We start from the raw sequence: 19,499 nt of genomic DNA on the forward strand, positions 1-19,499 counted from the left end.
TGCCAGCTCCCGGCCCGGTGCCGGCCGCCGGACGGGCCGGGAGGCGGGTACGACCGCCCGGCCCCGCCGGGCGGGAAAAGTGACGCGGTGCCGCCGGGCCCGAGCGGATACGATGGGAGTATCGTCCGCACGCCGCGCCAGCAGGGCACGGCGCGAGATGGAAGCAGGTGGCGCAGGGCCCCACGGCCCGACCTATGACCGGCACCCCACCTCCCGGCCCGCCCCGGGTGCAGACCAGGATCACGGTTCCCGACGCCAAGATCATGGTCAACCTGCTCGGCGCGGGCGACGAGATCCTGCGACTCGTCGAACGTTCGGTCACCAGCGACGTGCACGTTCGCGGCAACGAGATCACCATCACCGGCGCGCCCGCGGACAATGCTCTCGCCGAGCGCCTCTTCAGCGAGCTGCTCGAACTGATCGAGAAAGGCGAGACCCTGACCACTGACGCTGTCCGGCGTACCGTCGGCATGCTCGAACAGGGCGGCACCGAGCGACCCGCCGAGGTGCTCACCCTCAACATCCTCTCCCGGCGCGGGCGCACCATCCGCCCCAAGACGCTCGGGCAGAAGACGTACGTCGACTCGATCGACGCCAACACGATCGTGTTCGGCATCGGCCCGGCCGGCACCGGCAAGACGTACCTGGCGATGGCGAAGGCCGTCCAGGCGCTCCAGGCCAAGCAGGTCAGCCGGATCATCCTGACCCGTCCGGCGGTCGAGGCGGGCGAGCGACTGGGCTTCCTGCCGGGCACCCTGAACGAGAAGATCGACCCGTACCTGCGCCCGCTCTACGACGCGCTGCACGACATGCTCGACCCGGAGTCCATCCCGAAGCTGATGGCCGCCGGCACCATCGAGGTGGCCCCGCTGGCGTACATGCGGGGTAGGACGTTGAATGACGCGTTCATCATCCTGGACGAGGCGCAGAACACCACGCCCGAGCAGATGAAGATGTTCCTCACCCGACTGGGCTTCGGTTCCAAGATCGTGGTGACCGGTGACGTCACCCAGGTGGACCTTCCCGGCGGGACGGCCAGCGGGCTGCGGGTGGTCCGGGAGATCCTGGGCCATGTCGAGGACGTGCACTTCGCGCAGCTCTCCAGCGCGGATGTGGTCCGGCACCGGCTGGTCGGTGAGATCGTCGACGCGTACGCCCGCTGGGACGAGCGGGAGAACCAGCAGGCGCAGGGCGTGCACGCCGTGCCGGGGCGGACCGCCCAGGGCGGCCGGGCCGGCCGACGCCGCTAACCAATCAGAGGAAGACAGTTGTCCATCGAGATCGCCAACGAGTCCGGTGCCGAGGTCGACACCGACGCGGTGCTCGCCGTGGCCCGGCACGCCCTCGACGAGATGGGGGTCAACCCGCTCGCCGAGCTGTCCGTGCTGCTTGTCGACATCGGCTACATGACCGAGCTGAACCATCGCTGGATGGGCGGCGACGGCCCCACCGACGTGCTCGCCTTCCCCATGGACGAGGGCAGCGTCGACCACGGCCCGGGGGAGAGCGCCCCGGCCGGCGGTGAACCGGCACTGCTCGGCGACATCGTGCTCTGCCCGGAGGTGGCGGCCAAGCAGGCGGCCACCGCCGGGCACAGCGCCGCCGACGAGCTGCACCTGCTCACCGTGCACGGGGTGCTGCACCTGCTCGGCTACGACCACGCCGAGCCGGAGGAGGAGCGGGAGATGTTCGCCCTCCAGGCCCGGCTGCTGGCCAGCTGGCGGTCGACCCGGTCCCGGTGATGGACATAGTCGCGGCCGGTCCGACCGCCGGCCTTCCCGATCTTCAGCTGATCTTCTTCGCGGCCGGGCTGGTGGTGCTCGCCGGCCTGATCGCGATGACCGAGGCCGCGCTGGCCGCGGTCTCCCCGGCCCGCGCCGCGGAGCTGGCTCGCGACGGGGCGCGCGGCGCGCGTACCCTCCAGGCCGTCGCCGGTGACGTGGTCCGCCACCTCAACCTGTTGCTGCTGCTGCGGCTGCTCGCCGAGCTGACCGCCACCACCCTGGTCGCCCTGGTCGCGGTGGACAGCTTCGGCGCGGGCTGGCGGGCGGCGCTGGTGACCGCCGGGGCGATGACCGTGGTCAGTTTCGTGGTGGTGGGGGTGGCCCCGCGCACGCTGGGCCGGCAGCACGCGTACGCGGTGGGCCGGGCGGTGGCGCCGCTGGTGCGCTGGCTGGGTCGGGCGCTGAACCCGCTGGCCTCGTTGCTGATCCTGATCGGCAACGCGGTCACCCCGGGGCGCGGCTTCCGGGAGGGGCCGTTCGCCACCCAGGTCGAGCTGCGGGAGCTGGTCGACCTGGCCGAGCAGCGGGGGGTGGTGGAGCACGGCGAACGCCAGATGATCCACTCGGTCTTCGCGCTCGGCGACACCATCGCCCGGGAGGTGATGGTGCCGCGCACCGAGATGGTGTGGATCGAGGAGGGCAAGACCCTCTCCCAGGCGCTGGCGCTGTTCCTGCGCTCCGGGTTCTCCCGCATCCCGGTGATCGGGGAGAGCGTCGACGACGTGCTCGGCGTGCTCTACCTCAAGGACCTCATCCGGCGTACCCGGGGCGGTGACCTGCGGGCCCACCAGACGCCGGTGGCCGAGCTGATGCGGCCGGCGACGTTCGTGCCGGAGTCCAAGCCGGTCGACGACCTGTTGTCGGAGATGCAGGCCGCCCGCAACCACCTGGTCATCGTCGTCGACGAGTACGGCGGCACCGGCGGGCTGGTCACCATCGAGGACATTCTGGAGGAGATCGTCGGCGAGATCACCGACGAGTACGATGTCGAGCGCCCGCCGGTGGAGCACCTGGCCGACGGCGCGGTGCGGGTCACCGCCCGGCTGCCGGTGGAGAACCTGGGCGAGTTGTTCGACACCGAGCTGCCCACCGACGAGGTGGAGACGGTCGGTGGCCTGTTGGCGCAGGCCCTGGGACGGGTGCCGATCCCGGGTGCCGACGCCGAGGTGGCCGGCCTCAAACTGGTCGCCGAGGGCACCACCGGCCGACGTAACCGGATAGACAGCGTGCTGGTCAGCCGGGTGCCGTCGGACGGACCCGATTCCCCTGACAGTCAGCACAGCACCGAGGAGAGGCAACCCGCCGATGCCTGAGACACCCGTCGAGCCGGCCGCCCGGCCCACCCCGTCCGATCCGGCCGAGTTGAGTGCCGAGGACGGCAAGCTGGTCGTGCTGGCCCGTGGTGCCCGTGCCCGGGTGGCCGCGGTGGAGGGCGCGGCGGTCCGCGACCAGGACGGCCGGACGTACGCGGCGGCGAGCGTCGCGCTGCCCTCGTTGACGGTCACGGCGTTGCAGCTCGCGGTGGCGTCGGCGGTGGCGGCCGGGGCGAGCCGGCTGGAGGCGGCGGTGGTGGTGACCGAGGCGTCGACGCTGGACGGGGCGGGTCACGCCGCGGTACGGGACCTGTCCGCCGACGCGCCGATCCACGTGGCCGCGCCGGACGGCACGGTGCTCGGCACGGTGATCGAGTGACCGGCGTGGAGCAGCGGCCGTACCGGGCGGGTTTCGGGTGTTTCGTCGGGCGGCCGAACGCCGGCAAGTCGACCCTGACCAACGCCATCGTCGGCACCAAGATCGCGATCACCTCCAACAAGCCGCAGACCACCCGGCACGTCATCCGGGCCGTGCTGCACCGGCCGGATTCGCAGCTGGTCCTGGTGGACACCCCGGGCCTGCACCGGCCGCGCACCCTGCTCGGCGAGCGCCTCAACGACCTGGTGCGCACCACCTGGACGGAGGTCGACGTGATCGGCCTCTGCATTCCGGCCGACGAGCCGGTGGGCCGGGGTGACCGGTTCATCAGCGGCGAGCTGAGCGAGTTGAAGGCCACCGTCCTCGCCGTGGTCACCAAGACCGACCTGGTCGACAAGCGGCGGCTGGCCGAGCAGTTGCTCGCGGTCAGCGAGCTGGCTGACTTCGCCGCCGTGGTGCCGGTCAGCGCGGTCTCCGGGCACCAGGTGGACACCCTGGTCGACGTGATGACCGGTTACCTGCCGCCGTCGCCGCAGCTCTACCCGGACGACATGCTCACCGACGAGCCGGAGCAGGTGCTGGTCGCCGAGCTGATCCGGGAGGCGGCGCTGGAGGGGGTCCGCGACGAGCTGCCGCACTCGATCGCCGTGGTGGTGGAGGAGATGATCCCCGAGGGTCAGCTCATGAAGATCTACGCCGACGTCTACGTCGAGCGGCCCAGCCAGAAGGCGATCGTGCTCGGTCACCGGGCCAGCCGGCTCAAGGAGGTCGGCACCACCGCCCGCAAGCAGATCGAGGAGCTGCTCGGCACCCGGGTCTACCTGGACCTGCACGTCCGGGTCGCCAAGGAGTGGCAGCGCGATCCGAAGCAGTTGCGCAAGCTGGGTTTCTGATCCCGTACGCCGGGTGGAATTCGGACACTGATATGGGAAGTTTCACGTCAGGCACCGATTAGCAGCGGTTTCACAGGTCGGGTGCGCAGGGTAGGGGACGTCCATCCCGCCCCCGACATAGATGCAGCCTGATGCGTAACCGATATCTGGATCTGCTCCGGTTCCTGGCCATCATCCGGGTCGTGGTCTACCACGTCACCGGGCTGGCCTCGCTGACGCTTGTCTTCCCGGCCATGTCGGTCATGTTCGCCCTGGCCGGGTCGCTGATGGCCGCGTCGCTGGACCGCTGCGGCGTGCCCGCGGTCGGGCGTCGGCTGCGCCGGCTGCTGCCCTCGCTGTGGGTGGTGGCGGCGGTCTTCGTCCCGGCGATGCTGCTGACCGGGCTGGTGTTCACCCCCCGGGTGGTGCTGTGGCTGTTTCCCATCACCGACCCGCCCGCGAACTACTGGGGTGGGCTCGCGCTCAGCCCGATCTGGTACCTGCGGGACTACCTGTGGTTCGTGCTCGCCTCCCCGGTGGCGCTGTGGCTGTTCCGCCGGGCCCCGCTGCCCACCCTGGCCGTCCCCTACCTGCTGTTGATCGCGATCGAGGCGGGTCTGCTGACCACCACCTCGGCGGTGCTGCAGCACTTCGGCCTGTACTTCGGCGCCTGGCTGCTCGGCTTCGCCCACCACGACGGGTTGCTGCGCCGGCTGGCCGGCCGGGTGCTGGTGCCGGCGGCGCTGCTGCTGGCCGGGGCCGGCGCCGGCTGGATCCTCACCCACCCCGGGCCGCGCGGCTACGACCTCAACGACATCCCGCTGGGCAACGCCCTGTGGTCGGCGGCGTTCATCCTGGTCGTCATCGGCCGGGCCCCGGCCACCGCCGCCTGGGTGGACCGCAACCGGATCGTCAGCCGGCTGGTGACGATCGCGAACCGGCGCGCGTTGACCATCTACCTGTGGCACATGCCCTTCGTGGTGGCGCTCACCCCGCTGGTCGGGCTGGTCGGCTGGTCCCCCCGCGACCCCTGGGGGCTGGCGATCCGGGTGGTGCTGGTCTTCCTCCTGGTCGGCGTGGTGACCCTGCTGGTCGGCTGGGTCGAGGACGTGGCGGCCCGCCGCCGCCCCGAGCTGGTCCCCGGCCGGCGGCCGGCCCGACCGGTGCCGGCGACGCCCGTCGTCCCGGCCCCCCGGACGGCCGGGGCCGACGCCGCCGGGACCAGGGCCCGCTGAGGTACGCCGGGACGCCTCACCGCTGCACGACCGTCACGTTCCCGCTGCCGGTCTCAAGGTCGAGCACCAGCGACGCCGTAGGATCGTTGGTCACCCCGATCTCGGCCTCCCCCGAGTCGACGTTCGACTTCACCCGGTAGCGGCCCGCCGGTACCGTCAGCTCGACGTCCCCGCTGCCGGCGTGGGCCCGCGCCGAGGCCGCGGTGCTCAGCAGGAGCGTGATGTTGCCGGAGTCGGTCTCGACGAAGACGTCGCCACCGAGCCGGGTGCCGGTGACGTCACCGGAGGACGCCCGCAGGTCGACCGGGCCGGTGACGTTGAGCACCTCGATGTTGCCCGAGCCGGTCTCGGCCCGCACCGGGCCGCTGGCGTCGGCGATCCGCAGGTTGCCCGAGCCCAGGGAGAAGTCGACCGATCCGATCTTGGCCAGCTCGACGTCGCCGGAGCCGGTCTCGCCCTGCACCCGCACCCCGGGCGGGGCGGTCACCTCGTACGACACCGAGCAGCGGGGGCCGCAGCCGGTGTCCAGCACCAGCTCGTCGCCGGTGATCTGGTACGTGGTGTCGGGCTGGTCACCCTGGTAGCGGAGCACCCGCTTGACGCGTACCCCGGTGGCCGGGCCGGTGGCCCGCACCACGACGTCCCCGGAACCGGGCCGGACGGTGATCCGGGCGATCGTCGCCGTCTCGGTGGTGTCGAAGTCCAGCCGCCGGAACGCCAGTGTGTCGCACCCGGTGGCGAGGATGAGGGCGGCGGTCGCGCCCAGGGCGACCACGCTGCGGGGAAGTGCCATGACCAGCAACCTACGACCGCCGCACCCCGGCGCACATCCGGGGCGCGGCGCCCACCCACCCCGATCCGACCCTGATTTCCCACCCCGAGAGAGAATGACCCGATGGCCGGGTACCGCCGACAGCTCTACCGCGACGACGCGGTGGTGCTGCGTGTGCAGAAGCTGGGCGAGTCCGACCGGATCATCACGCTGCTGACCCGCCGGCACGGCCGGCTGCGCGCGGTGGCCCGGGGGGTACGCCGTACCACCAGCAAGTTCGGTGCCCGGCTGGAACCGTTCGGGCACATCGACCTCCAACTCGCCGGGGACCCGAAGGGCAACACCGGCAGCTCGCTGCACAGCGTCAGCCAGGTCGAGGGCATCGACCTGTACGGCCGGCGCTTCCTCGGGGACTACCCCCGGTACACGGCGGCGAGCGCGATCGCGGAGACGGCCGAACGCCTCACCCCCGTCGAGCGGGAACCGTCGCTGCGGCTGTTCCAGCTCACCCTCGGCGCGCTCAAGGCGCTGTCGCTGGGGGAGCACGCCACCACGCTGGTGCTCGACGCCTACCTGCTGCGCGGGATGAGCCTCGCCGGGTGGGCGCCGGCACTGACCGCCTGTGCGGTCTGCGGCACCCCGGGGCGGCACCGGGCGTTCTCCGTACCGGCAGGTGGCGCGGTCTGCCCGGACTGCCGGCCGCCCGGCGCGGCCCACCCCGCGCCGGCCACCATCGACCTGATGTCCGCCCTCACCAGCGGCGACTGGCAGGTCGCCGACGCCACCGCCACCGGGGTACGCCGGGAGTGCAGCGGCCTGGTCGCGGCGCACCTGCAGTGGCACCTGGAACGCGCGCTACGCTCGCTGCCGCTGGTCGACCGGGGCGGTGCGCCGGACACCGGCCCGGTGGGCGGTGTACCGGTGGGTGGTGGCGGGCCGGCCGGGGACGACGGCGGTGCGCCGGGTGGCCGGGTGGTGCCGCCCCGGGTCGGTGTGGAGGGTGTGGACAGGGAGATGACCGAGTGATCCGATCGTTGAGGTCCGGCCGGCGGGAGCCGGTGCCACCGACCCCGCACCCGTCGGGGGCACGTCCACCGGCGTTGCCCGCCGAGGCGCTGCCGAAGCACGTCGCGGTGGTGATGGACGGCAACGGCCGCTGGGCCAAGGAGCGCGGTCTGCCCCGCACCAAGGGCCACGAGCAGGGCGAGTTCAGCCTCTTCGACACCGTGGAGGGGGCGATCGAGCTGGGCGTGCCCTACCTGTCGGCGTACGCCTTCTCCACCGAGAACTGGCGGCGCTCGCCGGACGAGGTCCGCTTCCTGATGGGCTTCAACCGGGACGTCATCCGCCGCCGCCGCGACCAACTGGTCGACCTGGGGGTGCGGGTGGTCTGGTCGGGGCGGGCGGGCCGGCTGTGGAAGAGCGTCATCTCCGAGTTGCAGACCGCCGAGGAGATGTCCCGGGGCAACTCGACGCTGACCCTCCAGTTCTGCGTCAACTACGGCGGCCAAGCCGAGATCGCCGACGCCGCCGCCGCGATCGCCCGGGAGGTGGCTGCCGGTCGGCTCGACCCGGACAAGGTCACCGAGAAGACCGTGGCGAAGTACCTCTACCACCCGGAGGTCCCCGAGGTCGACCTCTTCCTGCGCCCCTCCGGCGAGGAACGGATCTCCAACTTCATGCTCTGGCAGTCGGCGTACGCGGAGCTGGTGTTCCTGGACACCCTCTGGCCGGACTTCGACCGCCGCCACCTGTGGTACGCCTGCGAGCTGTACGCCCAGCGGGACCGCCGGTTCGGTGGCGCGCTGCCCAACCCGGTCGCCCCGCCGCGCTGACCGGACCACGGTTGGTGATCTCACCGTCGGGGTATCCCCTGGTGAGCGGCCAATCGCGGAGGTGAGCACTCATGATTCAGAAGCGGATCGCACAGTGGGCGGTCATGGCGGTCGCCGTGCCGCTGGCCGCGGCGGGCGCCCGCCGGTTGAGCCACATCCTGGAGGCCCGTCGCGGCCCCAGCGGGGTGAGCCGGATGCTGAGCCGGGGTGCCGACGTGCTGCGCCCGCAGAAGGCCCGCCGTCGGCGGTTCTGGTGACCGCCGGCTGGCCGCACGCACCCCGCTGACCATCCCGCCGCCCGGCGGCCGGTGCGGTGTCGACACCGCACCGGCCACCGACGGGTCGGTCAGCCGGCCACTTCGGAGCGGTCGGCGGTCGCCCACAGGGTGTGGAACGCGCCCTCCCGGTCGATCCGGTGGTAGGTGTGCGCGCCGAAGTTGTCCCGCAGGCCCTGGATCAGGGCCGCCGGCAACCGCTCCGCGCGCAGCGCGTCGAAGTAGGCGAGCGACGAGGAGAAGGCGGGGGTGGGCACACCGGCCCGCGCCGAGTCCGCCACCACCCGACGCCAGCTCGGCACGCCGTCGCTCACCGCGTCGGCGAAGTACGGCGCGACCAGCAGCGTCGGCAGCTCCGGCTGCGAGTCGTACGCCTCCCGGATGCGGTCGAGGAAGCGCGCCCGGATGATGCAGCCGCCCCGCCAGATGGTGGCGGTGCCACCCAGGTCGATGTCCCAGTGGTACTCGCGGCTGCCGGCCCGGATCTGGTCGAAGCCCTGCGCGTACGCGACGATCTTGCTGGCCAGCAGTGCCCGGCGGACGTCCTCGACGAACGCGTCCCGGTCCTCGACCTGCCACTTCTCGCCCGCGTCGCCGAACGTGCGGCGGGCCGCCTCGCGCTGACCGGCGTGCCCGGACAGCGACCGGGCGAAGGTCGCCTCGGCGATGCCGGTGATCGGGATGCCCAGGTCGAGGGCGATCTGCACCGTCCAGCGGCCGGTGCCCTTCTGCTCGGCCTGGTCGAGCACCACGTCGACGAACGCCTTGCCGGTGGCGGCGTCGGTGTGCGCCAGCACGTCGGCGGTGATCTCGATGAGGAACGACTCCAGCTCGCCGGTGTTCCACTCCCGGAAGATCTCCGCGATCTCCGCCGGGGTCGCCCCCAGCCCGGCCCGCAGCAGGTCGTACGCCTCGGCGATGAGCTGCATGTCGGCGTACTCGATGCCGTTGTGGACCATCTTGACGAAGTGGCCCGCGCCGTCGGGGCCGACGTGCTGGCAGCAGGGGACGCCGTCCACCTGCGCGGCGATCTTCTCGAACATCGGCCCGAGCTTCTGGTAGGACTCCGCCGAGCCGCCCGGCATGATGCTCGGCCCGAGCAACGCGCCCTCCTCGCCACCGGAGACGCCGGTGCCGACGAAGTGCAGCCCGTGCTCGCGCAGCGTCTCCTCCCGGCGGCGGGTGTCGGCGAAGTGGGCGTTGCCGGCGTCGACGACGATGTCGCCCTCCTCCAGCAGCGGCACCAGCTCGTCGATGACGGCGTCGGTGGGGGCGCCCGCCTTGACCATGACGATCACCGCGCGGGGCCGCTCCAGCGAGCCGACGAAGTCGGCCAGGGACTCCGACGGCACGAAGGTGCCCTCGTCGCCGTGCTCGGCGACCAGGCTGCGGGTGCGCTCCGGGGAGCGGTTGTGCACCGCCACGGTGAACCCGTTCCGGGCCAGGTTGCGGGCCAGGTTGCGACCCATCACCGCCAGCCCGGTCACGCCGATCTGCGCCGTCGCCTGTTGCGTCATGTCGTACCCGCCACCTCTCACGTCACCTGTGTGCTGTGAACCTATCGCGCGCCCGCGAGGGCCGGCAGCCGCCGTCCACCCAGTGTCACAGGGTGGTCGCGTACGCCCGGCGGGGGTCGCCGCCGTCGACGCGACGGGGTCGGAAAAGCGGGTGCGCCGGGTGCGGGGGTGGGTTAGCGTGACGGCATGCGCATCTGACGCCCTTCTCTCCAGAGCCGACCCACCGCCGTGGCCGTGGGTCCGCGTGCTCGGGCGTCCGCGTTTCCCACTCCTCCCCGCAGGGGGATGACCCGTGGCCGGTCGTCCGGAGCCGATCCCGTCCGTCGACCGCCCGCCCGCCGTCCGCGTGGCAGGGTGGCCCTCCGCACCTCGTCAGGAGGCAGCGTATGCCCGCCAAGCGCAGTCCGAAGAAGTCCCGTCGTCCCGTACCGTCCCCGGTGGAGGTGGACCCGACGGCGCTCGCGGCACTCACCGTGACGCCCGCGCACCCGGTTCCCCTCGCCGTCGCGTCGTCCCACCCGGACGCCGCCGCCCGGCCGACGCCGCCCCCACCGCCGTCGCGGTCGGGTCGGTCGGTCCGGGCCGGCTCCACCACCGCCCAGGGCCAGAACCGGCGGTACGCCTTCCGCCGCAGCTGACCCGCCCGGCGGGGGCCCGCCTCGGCCGAGGGCCCGCCTCGGCCGGGGGCCTGTTACGCCAGATCGCCGAAACAGCGGTATCCGAGCCCTCGGATACCGCTGTTTCGGCTCAATGGTGCCGGCGGCCTGCCGCTCGGCGGGCCGGGTGGGTCAGCCGATCAGGGGGCGGAAGGTGCCGAGGGCGACGCTGACCGCGAGGGCGCTGCCGGCCAGGGCGGCCGCTCCGGCGACGAGCAGCCAGTCGGCCGGGCGGAACACCTGGCGGCGGGCCACCGTACGCGGGGTGCCGGCGTCGAAGCCCCGGGCGTCCATCGCCACCGCCAGCCGGGTGCCGCGCCGGATCGCCCCCACCAGCAGGGCGAACGCCGTGGCGGCGAAGAGCCGCAGCCGGGCCAGCGGGTTGCGGCCGGCGTCCACCCCCCGGGCCCGGCGCGCCATGGTCAGCATCTGCCACTCCTGACCGAGCAGCGGCACCAGCCGGAACGCGGCCAGTGCGCCGATGGCGAAGCGGGCCGGGGCCTTCGCGTTCTGCACCAGCGCGTCGGCCAGGTCGGTCGGGTCGGTGGTGGCGAAGACGATCACCCCGGGCAGGGCGACCGCGAGCATCCGCAACACCAGTCCCAACGCGGTGACCAGCACTCCCGAGGTGACCAGCAGCGGTCCGGCCTCCCAGAGCACCCGGCCGGAACGGTCGGCGGCGAACAGCATCAGGGTGACCAGGATGCCGACGGCACCGGCCAGCAGGGGCAGGGCCCGCCGGGCCAGCACCCGGTAGCGGATGCCGAACAGCGGCAGCAGCGCCAGTTCCATGGCGATCGCCACCGCGGGCGCGACCGGGTCGAGGCTGGCCACCAGCAGGAACGAGAAGACCAGACCGGCCGCGAGCTTCGCCACCGGGTTGCGTCGGGCCAGCGGCGCACCGGGCGTCGCGACGGGTTCCAGGCCGATCACGACCGCCCCCACGCCGGTGGACGGGCGGTGCGGGGGAGCGGGGCGGTCACGGCTGCTTCCGGGCGGGGCGCAGGGTGACCGCCCGGTCGGCGAGCGCGGCGACGAAGTCCCCGTCGTGGGTGACGGTGACCACGCCGTGTCCGGCGTCGCGCAGGTCGGCGAGGAGGTCGACCAGTTCCCCCCAGGTGCGGCGGTCCTGGCCGAAGGTGGGTTCGTCGCAGATCAGCAGCCGGGGTGCGGTGGCCAGGGCGGTCGCCACGCTGAGCCGCCGGGCCTCCCCACCCGAGAGGGTGTACGGGTTGGCCCCGGCGAGCCGGGTCAGCCGCAGCCGCTCCAGCAACTCGTCCACGGTGGCCCGGACGGACGGTTCGGGGCGACCCGTCCGGCGCGGGCCGAGGGCCAGTTCGTCGCGGACGGTACGGGTGACGAACTGGTGCTCCGGGTCCTGGAAGACCGAACCGATCCGACCGGCCAGGGCGGGGGCCCGCCACCGGTGCGGGGGCGTACGGGTGTCCCCGCCGGCCAGTGCGGCGGTGGCGGTCAGCCGGCCGGCCCCGGGGCGGAGCAGGCCGCCGAGCAGCAGCGCGAGGGTGGACTTGCCGGCCCCGTTGGGGCCGAGGACGGCGAGCGCCTCGCCGGCGCGTACGGCAAGGTCGGTGGGGGCCAGCCGGGGCGGCAGGCCGAGCCGGTCGGCGGTGAGCAACTCCGCGCCTGGCGGCCCGGCGGCCCGCCGCGTCACCGTGGGGTGACCGGGCACCCATACCCCCTCGGCGGCGAGCGCGGCCCCGTGCGCGGCGAAGACCGCCTCCGGGGTCCCGTCGGCCCGGACCCCGCCACCGGGAGCCAGCACCACCACCCGGTCGACCAGGGGCAGGGCGTCGGCGACCCGGTGTTCGACCAGGACCAGGGTGGTGTCGGGGTCCAACGCGCCGGCCACCGCCGTGCGGACCAGGTCCGCGCCGGCCGGGTCGAGGTTGGCGGTCGGCTCGTCGAGCAGCAGCAGCCCCGGCCGCAGCGCCAGCACCCCGGCCAGGGCGAGCCGCTGCTGCTCGCCGCCGGACAACGCCGCGGTGGGCCGGTCCCGGTGGTACGGGAAACCGACCCGGCGCAGCGCCTCGTCCACCCGGGGCCAGATCTCGTCGCCGGGCACCCCCCGGTTCTCCAGGCCGAACGCGACGTCGTCGCCGCAACGGGCCATCACGAGCTGGGACTGCGGGTCCTGGAAGACGGTGCCGACCCGTTCGCGGGCCTTGGCCGGGTCGAGGCCGTCGATCTCGACGGTGCCCTCCTGCTCGCCGGAGTCCGCCGGCAGCAGCCCGGCCAGCGCGGCGAGCAGGGTGCTCTTGCCGGCCCCGGACGGCCCCAGCAGCAGCACCCGTTCCCCGTGGTCGATGCGCAGGTCGACCCCGCGTACCGCCCAGGCCCGCCGCCCCGCGTGCCGCCAGCCGAAGCCGGCCAGCCTCACCCCGGCCACACCGCCGACCCTTCCCCGCTCGCCACGGCAGCCTCAGACGAGGGTGCGGTCGCGGGCGGCGGGGAACCGGTCGAGCACCCCGGTCTCGGCAAGCGCCCGGGTCAGGTACCAGCCGCCGACACCGGCGACGACGGCGGCGCTGAGCACGGTCAGCGCCGCGTACGGCAGGCGGTAGCTGACCAGGGCGTACTTGGCGTTCCAGACGAAGAAGTCGAACAGGGCGGCGCTCAGCCCGGTCATCGCCCCGGCGAGCACCGCCACCGGCAGCCGGTACGCCCGGTAGCGGAACGCGGCGAAGGCCAGTTCCGCGCCGAGACCCTGGATCAGGCCCTGGACGATGGTGATGCCACCCCACTCCGCGCCGAGCAGCGCGGAGACGGTGGCGGCGACGGCCTCGCAGAACAGGGCCGCCCCCGGCTTGCGGATGACCAGGCCGCCGAGCACGGCCGGGACGAGCCAGACGCCGTACATCACGGCCTGGCTGGCCGGTGCGGCGGCGAAGACCGGGTCGGCGGCCTTCCAGACCAGGCCCCAGGCCCAGAAGATGACCCCGAAGGCCACGGCGATCACGGCGGCGACCACGATGTCGATGGTGCGCCACCGGTTGGTGGTGGTGTGCTGCATGTCGGTGCTCCCAGTCCAGCGATCGAACCAGGAGAAGACGCACGCCGCGCCCGGCGGCAGCCGGACGGCGGCGCGGCTGGAGGTCGACCGAACTCCCTGCGCTGGCATTACCCAGATCAGGTTCGAGGGTCTGCGGGCGGTGCCCGCACTCTCAGCGCTGTGCGCTCCCCTGTCGGATGTGAAGTTGTCTCGGCAGACGCTAGCACCGACCTGCGGCAACGGCCCAGCAGGTCATGGTTCCCGGCATTCGACGCCCGGTCGGGGGCCCGGCTCGCTGGGTAGTCTGACGATCATGCGGGTAGCGGCGCGGGGACTGACGTTCGACGTACGGGCCGGTGGCCCGGAGGGCGGCGACGTGGTGCTGCTGCTGCACGGCTTCCCCCAGCACGGTGGGGAGTGGGACGCGGTGGTGCCGGCCCTGCACGCCGCCGGGCTGCGCACGTACGCACCCGACCAGCGGGGTTACTCGCCCGGTGCCCGTCCCACGGAGGTGGCCGGCTATCGGCTGCCGGAGCTGGTCGCCGACGCGGTGGCGGTGCTGGACGCGCTGGGCGTCGACACCGCGCACGTGGTGGGGCACGACTGGGGCGCGGTCGTCGCCTGGGCGTTGGCCGCAGGGCACCCGGAGCGGGTGCGTACCCTCACCGCGGTCTCGGTGCCGCATCCGGCCGCCTTCGGGTACGCGCTGGCCACCGACCGCCGGCAGCGGGCGCGCTCGTCGTACATGGCGTTGTTCCGCCGGGCCGGCCTGGCGGAGAAGGTGCTGCTGGCCGGGCGGGGGGTGGTGCTGCGCCGGCTGCTGTCCGGCGTCGGCGACCCGGCCCGGGTGGCCGGGTACGCCGGGCCGCTGCGGACGCCCGGCGCGTTGACCGGGGCGTTGAACTGGTACCGGGCGATGTCGGGTCGGGACATGAAGGCGGTCGGTCCGGTGGGCGTGCCGACCAGCTACGTGTGGAGTGACCGGGACGTGGCGATCGGACGGGCCGCCGCGCAGGCGTGCGTCCGGCACGTGTCGGGGGACTACCGGTTCGTGGTGCTCTCCGGGGTGACCCACTGGATTCCCGACGAGGCGCCGGGCCCGCTGGCCGAGGCGATCCTGGCCCGGGTGCGCGGGTCGGCCCGATGATGTCGGCGCAGCGGCCCGATCGGGGTTCGTGAATCGGTTTCGGGCGGTTGTGGATCGGGCACAGGCGTTGCTGCCGACGGGGGGTGCCCCCGTCGGTCGTACCGTCTGAACCGGAGGTAACGCGTGTCGAAGGAATCCGAGAAGCAGCGATGGCAACGCAACTTCGCCGATCTGCTCCAGGAACTGCGGGTCGCCCAGACCGGCGTGCAGATCCTCTTCGCCTTCCTGCTGACCCTGCCGTTCAGTAACGGGTTCACCCGGACCAGCGAGTTCCAGCGGGACGTCTACATCCTGGCCCTGCTGTCCGCCGCCGCGGCCACCGCGATGATCATTTCGCCGGTCGCCTTCCACCGGGCGCTGTTCCGCCAGGGCCGCAAGCCGGAACTGGTCCGCTTCGCGCACCGGATGGCCTCCGCTGGCCTGGCCTTCATGCTGGTCGCGATGGTGAGCGCGGTCCTGCTGATCGCCGACTTCGTGCTCGACACCGGCATCGCCGTGGTGCTCACCGTGATCACCGGCCTGTGGTTCCTGACCTTCTGGGTGATCCTGCCGTTCGCCCGACGCAACTGGGGCGACGACGACATCGACGACGACGATGACGACCCGGTGGTGCTGAACGGCGACTGATCCCGCCCGCGGGTGGTGCGACGAGTGCGGTGGGCCGGGGGCCCATCCGGGCGACGGCGGCCCGGGTGGGCCCCCGGCACCGCTGCCGGCCGGTGGGTCAGCGGGCGATGGCCCAGGCCAGCACGGCCGCCAGGATGAGCCCGTTGAGCAGCGCCAGCACCAGGTACGCCTGCGGCGGGATCTTGCGTCCGCGCCGGACGAAGCTGACCAGCACGGCGGCGTACGCCAGCAGCAGCACGGCGATCACGATCAGGAAGTAGAGCACCGCACCACCCTAGACGAGCCGGTCGTGGTGCCCGACGACCGAGCGCGACCGCCCGCGGCCCGGTGCGGCGTCGCCTGGCGTGCCGGCCCGGCCGGGCGGAGGTGGGAGAGCAGATTAATATCGAGTAACATCGATTTTTGCCTCCTCTCGTCCCGGGCTGCGGCCATCGTCGCGGGGCTCGGGCGGCCGTCCAGATGGGGGCGGGCGACGCCGGCCCGGCACCGGCGACTAGGAGCAGATCATGAGAGCAGCGCGGCGACGTATCGCCGGACTCGGCGCGATCACACTGGCGGTCCTCGCGGGCGGTGTGGCGGTCGCGGCGGGCAACGCCACCGCGGCGGCCACCGGCTGCCGGGTCGACTACAGGGTCACCAGCGAGTGGCAGGGCGGCTTCGGCGCGGACGTCACCATCACCAACCTCGGCGACCCGGTCACCGGCTGGACGCTCACCTGGGCGTTCGCCAGCGGGCAGCGGGTCAGCCAGGCGTGGAACGCCACCGTCACCCAGAGCGGGACGGCGGTCAGCGCCACGGACGTCGGCTACAACGGCACCATCGGGACCGGGGCCGCCGTCAGCTTCGGGTTCAACGGCGCGTGGACCACCGCCAACCCGGTGCCCACCGCGTTCGCGCTCAACGGGGTCTCCTGCACCGGCGCGACCCCGACCGTCACCCCCTGCCCGCCACCGTCCACCCCGCCCACCCCCACCCCCACCCCCACCCCCACCCTCACTCCCACGCCGCCCCCGACCCGGACGCCGACCCCCACCCCGACGCCCACGACACAGCCGCGGGTCACCGTGTGGCTGGCGGGGGACTCCACGGTCGCCAACCCGTCGTCGAGCGGGGCCTGCCCGGTGGGCTGGGGCAACCAGTTCGGCCAGTACCTCAACGGCAACGCCACCGTGGTCAACAGCGCGGTCGGCGGGCGCAGCATCCAGACCTGGCTGTATGACCCCAACGTCACCACCACGATGAACGCGGCCGGCGAGTGCGTGGTCAACCCGCAGACCTACTCGACCCGCTGGCAGGCCATGCTCAACGCCAACGGCGGGATGAAGGCCGGCGACTACCTGTTCATCCAGTTCGGCATCAACGACGGCAGCACCACCTGCAACCGGCACGTCGGCTCGGCCCGCTACAAGGAACTGCTCGGCGTGATGGCCCGCGCGGCCCAGCAGCGCGGCGCGTACCCGGTCTTCCTCACCCCGGCCGCCGCGATCACCTGCTCGGGTGGCACCGCCGTGGGCAACCGGGGCTTCCTCACCGAGACCTTCGACGCGGGTCGGGCCAACAACGTCCCCGTCATCGACCTGCACAAGCTGAGCTACACGCTCTACAACACGCTGAAGCTGTGCCCGAACAACGGTGACTACAACTCGGGCGCGGTGGGCGCGTTCTTCTGCGCCGACCACACCCACTTCGAGACGGCCGGGGCCCGGCAGATCGCCGGCGTGGTCGCCACCGCCCTGCGCAACCAGCAGCTCGGCCTCGCGGCCTACCTGCGCTGACGGCGTGTGGTCGGGCGGCCCCGGAACCGGGGCCGCCCGACCGGGGTCAGGACAGCGTGCAGGCGGTGCCGTTGAGGGTGAAGCCGGCGGGCCGGTTGTTCGCACCGGTGGCGTCGGCGAGGAAACCGAAGCTCGCCGTCGCGCCGGCCGCGATCGTGCCGTTCCAGCCGGCGTTGGTCGCGCGGACGGTGCCGCCGCTCTGCGTGTAGCCCGCGTTCCAGGCCTGGCTGATCCGCTGGCCGTCGGCGAAGCTCCACTGCAGCGTCCAGCCGTCGACCGGGGCCGTGCCGGTGTTGCGGATCGTCACCTCACCCTGGAACCCGCCCTGCCACTGCCCGGTGACCGCGTATCCGACGGCGCATCCGGTCCCGCCGGGCGGCGGCGTGGTCACCGGCGGTGCGGTGGTCGGGGGTGCGGTGGTCGGCGGTGCCGTGGTCGGGGGTGCCGTGGTCGGCGGTGCGGTGGTGGGGGTGGGCGTCGGCGTGGTGGTCAGCTTCGCCGCGATGACCGGGGCGAGTCGGGCCGTGATCGCCCGGTGCCCGGCGTCGTTCGGGTGCACCGAGTCGCTCAGCCCGTCGGCCGGCAGCCAGCCGGTGGTGTCCACGTAGAACACGTTGCGGTCGCCGCCGCCGGTGACCGTGCTGACGGCGGCGGCGGTCTCCGCGGCGTACCGGCCGCTGAAGGTGCGCAGCGCGAAGATCGCCGCGCGCGGGTACTTGCCCCGCACGGTACGGATGAACGTGACGTACTGGTTCTGGAAGTCCGTGCCGCTCACCCCGTGACTGCGGTCGTTGGTGCCCAGGTTGATCACCACGGCGTCGGCCTGGTAGCGGCTGAAGTCCCAGGCCGGACTGTTCGCCGCGTACCCGGTGCGGAGGAACTGGCTGGCGACGCTGACGCAGCCATCGGCGGTGGCGACCAGGCAGCCCCCGCCGTAGCCGAGTTGGGTGTGCTCGGTGCCGAGCTGCTCGCCGGTCAGCCAGCCGTACGCGGTCAGCGCCGTGCGGGACGAGGTGGTGCCGAGGGTGATGGAGTCGCCGACGAACTCGATCAGCTGGGGCCGGACCGCCGCCGGCAGGGTACGCGCGCCCGAGTCGAGGGTGAGCCCCTGGAACACCGCGTCCCCGGTGTACGAGCCGGCGACCACCCGGTACGACACCACAAGCGTGTGGTTGCCGGCGCGCAGCGGGGTCGGGGTCAGGTTGACCGTGCCGCTGACGTTGGTCAGGTAGCGGAAGTCGGCCCCGTCGATGCTGTAGTAGAGGTCGATGGTGCGGCGCTGCCGCAGCTTGACAGTGGTGCCGGTGAACCCGGTCTTCAGGTAGGCACCCGCCCAGTTCGGCACGTACGCGCTGCTGTTGCTGCGGTCCCAACGGCCGACGAAGGCGATGTTCGCGTCGGTGGGGGAGCCGTCACCGGTGGCGGCGCTGGCCGGGGGCAGGCCGATGAGGGTGGCGGCCAGCACCGCCACCACCCCGGCGGCTCCCGCCGCGAGGATCGACCGACTGCGGGACACGGGCATGGGGACGCTCCCTCTCCGGGCCGTCCGTGCCGACGCACGACGACGGCTTGCAGACCTAAGACATTCACCATCATCTAAGCCTGCGGGCCGGGGGGACACAACAGGTGACGGTGCCTACCGGCCACCGCGCAGGCCGAGTCGGCGCAGCTCCAGGGCGGCGAGCGCGTCGACGGTGGCGTCGTCGCCCCGCCGCCACGCCTGCGCCACGTCGGGGTCGATCCGGGTCAGCCGGCGCAGCGGCTGACTGGTCAGCGCGCGCAGCGCCAGCAGGTCCCGGCCGGCCGGCCCGGCGGCGAGGGCCTTCGCCGATGCGGCCCGGCGCATCCAGCGCAGCCGCAGCGGCAGCCAGCCGAACAGCACCAGCCCGAGCGGGAAGACCAGCACCGCGATGCTCAACGCCCACGCGAGCTGACCGACCAGGTCCTGCTGGTCGCGGCCGGCCTCGGCCACCGCGCGGGCGGCGTCGGCGGCCTTGGTGAACGGGCCGGTCAGCTCGTCGCCGACCAGCGGCACCCGGCCCACCTTGCCACCGGCCTCGGCCAGGTTGTCGGCGAGGCCGCCGCCGGCCCCCTCCAGCTTCCGCCCCGGTACGGCGAGCTTCTCCACCAGGTCGTACAGCCACATCGCGAAGCGGATCGCCGCATAGACCCAGGCGACGACGAGGAGATCGGTGAGGAACTGACGGAGGGCGACCGGAAAACGGTCAGCGTAGATCTTCACGGCCGACAGCGTGCCACGACGCGGGCCGCCCGGCACCCCCCGCGCGCCCGGCGGCCGGCT

21 protein-coding genes and 1 riboswitch are annotated in these 19,499 nt (G+C 73.2%); of the genes, 13 read left to right on the forward strand and 8 right to left on the reverse strand.

Annotated features, from left to right (window positions below; translation table 11 throughout):
- The first annotated feature begins 194 nt into the window (after positions 1–194).
- The 6 genes from JQX11_RS18960 to JQX11_RS18985 all read left to right on the forward strand — a co-directional run bounded on the left by JQX11_RS18960 (position 195) and on the right by JQX11_RS18985 (position 5,583).
- Positions 195–1,250, forward strand: a complete 1,056-nt coding sequence (locus tag JQX11_RS18960; RefSeq protein ID WP_204926296.1) for a PhoH family protein — start codon at positions 195–197, stop codon at positions 1,248–1,250.
- 18 nt (positions 1,251–1,268) lie between these two features.
- Positions 1,269–1,742: an rRNA maturation RNase YbeY gene (gene ybeY, locus JQX11_RS18965; protein ID WP_088644390.1), complete on the forward strand. Its 474-nt coding sequence runs from the start codon at positions 1,269–1,271 to the stop codon at positions 1,740–1,742.
- Positions 1,718–3,097 (forward strand): hemolysin family protein, encoded by a 1,380-nt coding sequence (locus JQX11_RS18970; RefSeq protein ID WP_204926477.1) that lies wholly within the window; start codon positions 1,718–1,720, stop codon positions 3,095–3,097. The genes ybeY and JQX11_RS18970 overlap by 25 nt, the downstream gene beginning before the upstream one ends.
- Positions 3,090–3,476, forward strand: a complete 387-nt coding sequence (locus JQX11_RS18975; protein WP_204926297.1) for a cytidine deaminase-like protein — start codon at positions 3,090–3,092, stop codon at positions 3,474–3,476. The genes JQX11_RS18970 and JQX11_RS18975 overlap by 8 nt, the downstream gene beginning before the upstream one ends.
- Entirely contained in the window at positions 3,473–4,369 is an 897-nt protein-coding gene (era, locus tag JQX11_RS18980) for a GTPase Era (RefSeq protein WP_204926298.1), read from the forward strand. The genes JQX11_RS18975 and era overlap by 4 nt, the downstream gene beginning before the upstream one ends.
- 131 nt (positions 4,370–4,500) lie before the next feature.
- Positions 4,501–5,583, forward strand: coding sequence for an acyltransferase family protein (locus JQX11_RS18985; protein WP_204926299.1), 1,083 nt, complete (start codon positions 4,501–4,503; stop codon positions 5,581–5,583).
- A gap of 16 nt (positions 5,584–5,599) precedes the next feature.
- Here the strand turns inward: JQX11_RS18985 and JQX11_RS18990 are convergent, their stop codons facing one another.
- The gene (locus JQX11_RS18990) at positions 5,600–6,376 is read right to left on the reverse strand and encodes a DUF4097 family beta strand repeat-containing protein (RefSeq protein WP_204926300.1); all 777 of its coding nucleotides are present in this window, start codon (positions 6,374–6,376) and stop codon (positions 5,600–5,602) included.
- Between the two features lie 102 nt (positions 6,377–6,478).
- On the opposite strand from JQX11_RS18990, the gene recO reads away from it, so the two are divergent.
- The 3 genes from recO to JQX11_RS19005 all read left to right on the forward strand — a co-directional run bounded on the left by recO (position 6,479) and on the right by JQX11_RS19005 (position 8,447).
- The gene (recO, locus tag JQX11_RS18995; RefSeq protein WP_204926301.1) at positions 6,479–7,381 is read left to right on the forward strand and encodes a DNA repair protein RecO; all 903 of its coding nucleotides are present in this window, start codon (positions 6,479–6,481) and stop codon (positions 7,379–7,381) included.
- A gap of 32 nt (positions 7,382–7,413) precedes the next feature.
- Complete coding sequence (locus tag JQX11_RS19000; RefSeq protein WP_204926478.1) at positions 7,414–8,190, forward strand: isoprenyl transferase; 777 nt, start codon at positions 7,414–7,416, stop codon at positions 8,188–8,190.
- Positions 8,191–8,261: 71 nt separating this feature from the next.
- Positions 8,262–8,447 carry a hypothetical protein gene (locus tag JQX11_RS19005; protein WP_204926302.1) on the forward strand — a complete coding sequence of 62 codons (186 nt, stop codon included), beginning with the start codon at positions 8,262–8,264 and terminating at the stop codon, positions 8,445–8,447.
- A gap of 89 nt (positions 8,448–8,536) precedes the next feature.
- Here the strand turns inward: JQX11_RS19005 and gnd are convergent, their stop codons facing one another.
- A complete protein-coding gene (gnd, locus tag JQX11_RS19010; RefSeq protein WP_204926303.1) occupies positions 8,537–9,982 on the reverse strand; it encodes an NADP-dependent phosphogluconate dehydrogenase in 1,446 nt (481 codons plus the stop codon).
- A 386-nt stretch (positions 9,983–10,368) separates the two neighbouring features.
- Between gnd and JQX11_RS19015 the strand changes: the two genes are divergently transcribed.
- Entirely contained in the window at positions 10,369–10,620 is a 252-nt protein-coding gene (locus JQX11_RS19015; protein ID WP_204926304.1) for a hypothetical protein, read from the forward strand.
- Between the two features lie 150 nt (positions 10,621–10,770).
- Here JQX11_RS19015 and JQX11_RS19020 read toward each other — a convergent pair whose 3' ends face one another.
- From JQX11_RS19020 to JQX11_RS19030, 3 genes are read right to left on the reverse strand one after another with little or no spacing between them, the layout of a single operon-like run.
- Positions 10,771–11,571, reverse strand: a complete 801-nt coding sequence (locus JQX11_RS19020) for an energy-coupling factor transporter transmembrane component T family protein (RefSeq protein WP_204926479.1) — start codon at positions 11,569–11,571, stop codon at positions 10,771–10,773.
- Between the two features lie 46 nt (positions 11,572–11,617).
- Positions 11,618–13,045 carry an ABC transporter ATP-binding protein gene (locus tag JQX11_RS19025; RefSeq protein ID WP_204926305.1) on the reverse strand — a complete coding sequence of 476 codons (1,428 nt, stop codon included), beginning with the start codon at positions 13,043–13,045 and terminating at the stop codon, positions 11,618–11,620.
- Between the two features lie 33 nt (positions 13,046–13,078).
- Positions 13,079–13,669 carry an ECF transporter S component gene (locus tag JQX11_RS19030; protein ID WP_204926306.1) on the reverse strand — a complete coding sequence of 197 codons (591 nt, stop codon included), beginning with the start codon at positions 13,667–13,669 and terminating at the stop codon, positions 13,079–13,081.
- Between the two features lie 75 nt (positions 13,670–13,744).
- Positions 13,745–13,850: riboswitch (TPP riboswitch) on the reverse strand.
- Positions 13,851–13,961: 111 nt separating this feature from the next.
- Here JQX11_RS19030 and JQX11_RS19035 point away from each other — a divergent pair.
- Both JQX11_RS19035 and JQX11_RS19040 read left to right on the forward strand, forming a co-directional pair.
- Positions 13,962–14,795, forward strand: a complete 834-nt coding sequence (locus JQX11_RS19035; protein ID WP_204926307.1) for an alpha/beta fold hydrolase — start codon at positions 13,962–13,964, stop codon at positions 14,793–14,795.
- Between the two features lie 123 nt (positions 14,796–14,918).
- Positions 14,919–15,422: a DUF6328 family protein gene (locus JQX11_RS19040; protein ID WP_088644403.1), complete on the forward strand. Its 504-nt coding sequence runs from the start codon at positions 14,919–14,921 to the stop codon at positions 15,420–15,422.
- Positions 15,423–15,519: 97 nt separating this feature from the next.
- On the opposite strand, the gene JQX11_RS19045 is transcribed toward JQX11_RS19040, so the two are convergent.
- Positions 15,520–15,687: a hypothetical protein gene (locus tag JQX11_RS19045; protein ID WP_204926308.1), complete on the reverse strand. Its 168-nt coding sequence runs from the start codon at positions 15,685–15,687 to the stop codon at positions 15,520–15,522.
- 241 nt (positions 15,688–15,928) lie between these two features.
- On the opposite strand from JQX11_RS19045, the gene JQX11_RS33465 reads away from it, so the two are divergent.
- A complete protein-coding gene (locus tag JQX11_RS33465) occupies positions 15,929–17,197 on the forward strand; it encodes a cellulose binding domain-containing protein (RefSeq protein ID WP_307826247.1) in 1,269 nt (422 codons plus the stop codon).
- Positions 17,198–17,243: 46 nt separating this feature from the next.
- On the opposite strand, the gene JQX11_RS19060 is transcribed toward JQX11_RS33465, so the two are convergent.
- Positions 17,244–18,719, reverse strand: a complete 1,476-nt coding sequence (locus JQX11_RS19060) for a cellulose binding domain-containing protein (protein WP_204926309.1) — start codon at positions 18,717–18,719, stop codon at positions 17,244–17,246.
- Positions 18,720–18,833: 114 nt separating this feature from the next.
- Complete coding sequence (locus JQX11_RS19065) at positions 18,834–19,439, reverse strand: hypothetical protein (RefSeq protein WP_204926310.1); 606 nt, start codon at positions 19,437–19,439, stop codon at positions 18,834–18,836.
- Between the last annotated feature and the right edge of the window lie 60 nt (positions 19,440–19,499).

It is taken from the genome of Micromonospora humida (assembly GCF_016901255.1).
GTDB lineage: Bacteria > Actinomycetota > Actinomycetes > Mycobacteriales > Micromonosporaceae > Micromonospora > Micromonospora wenchangensis.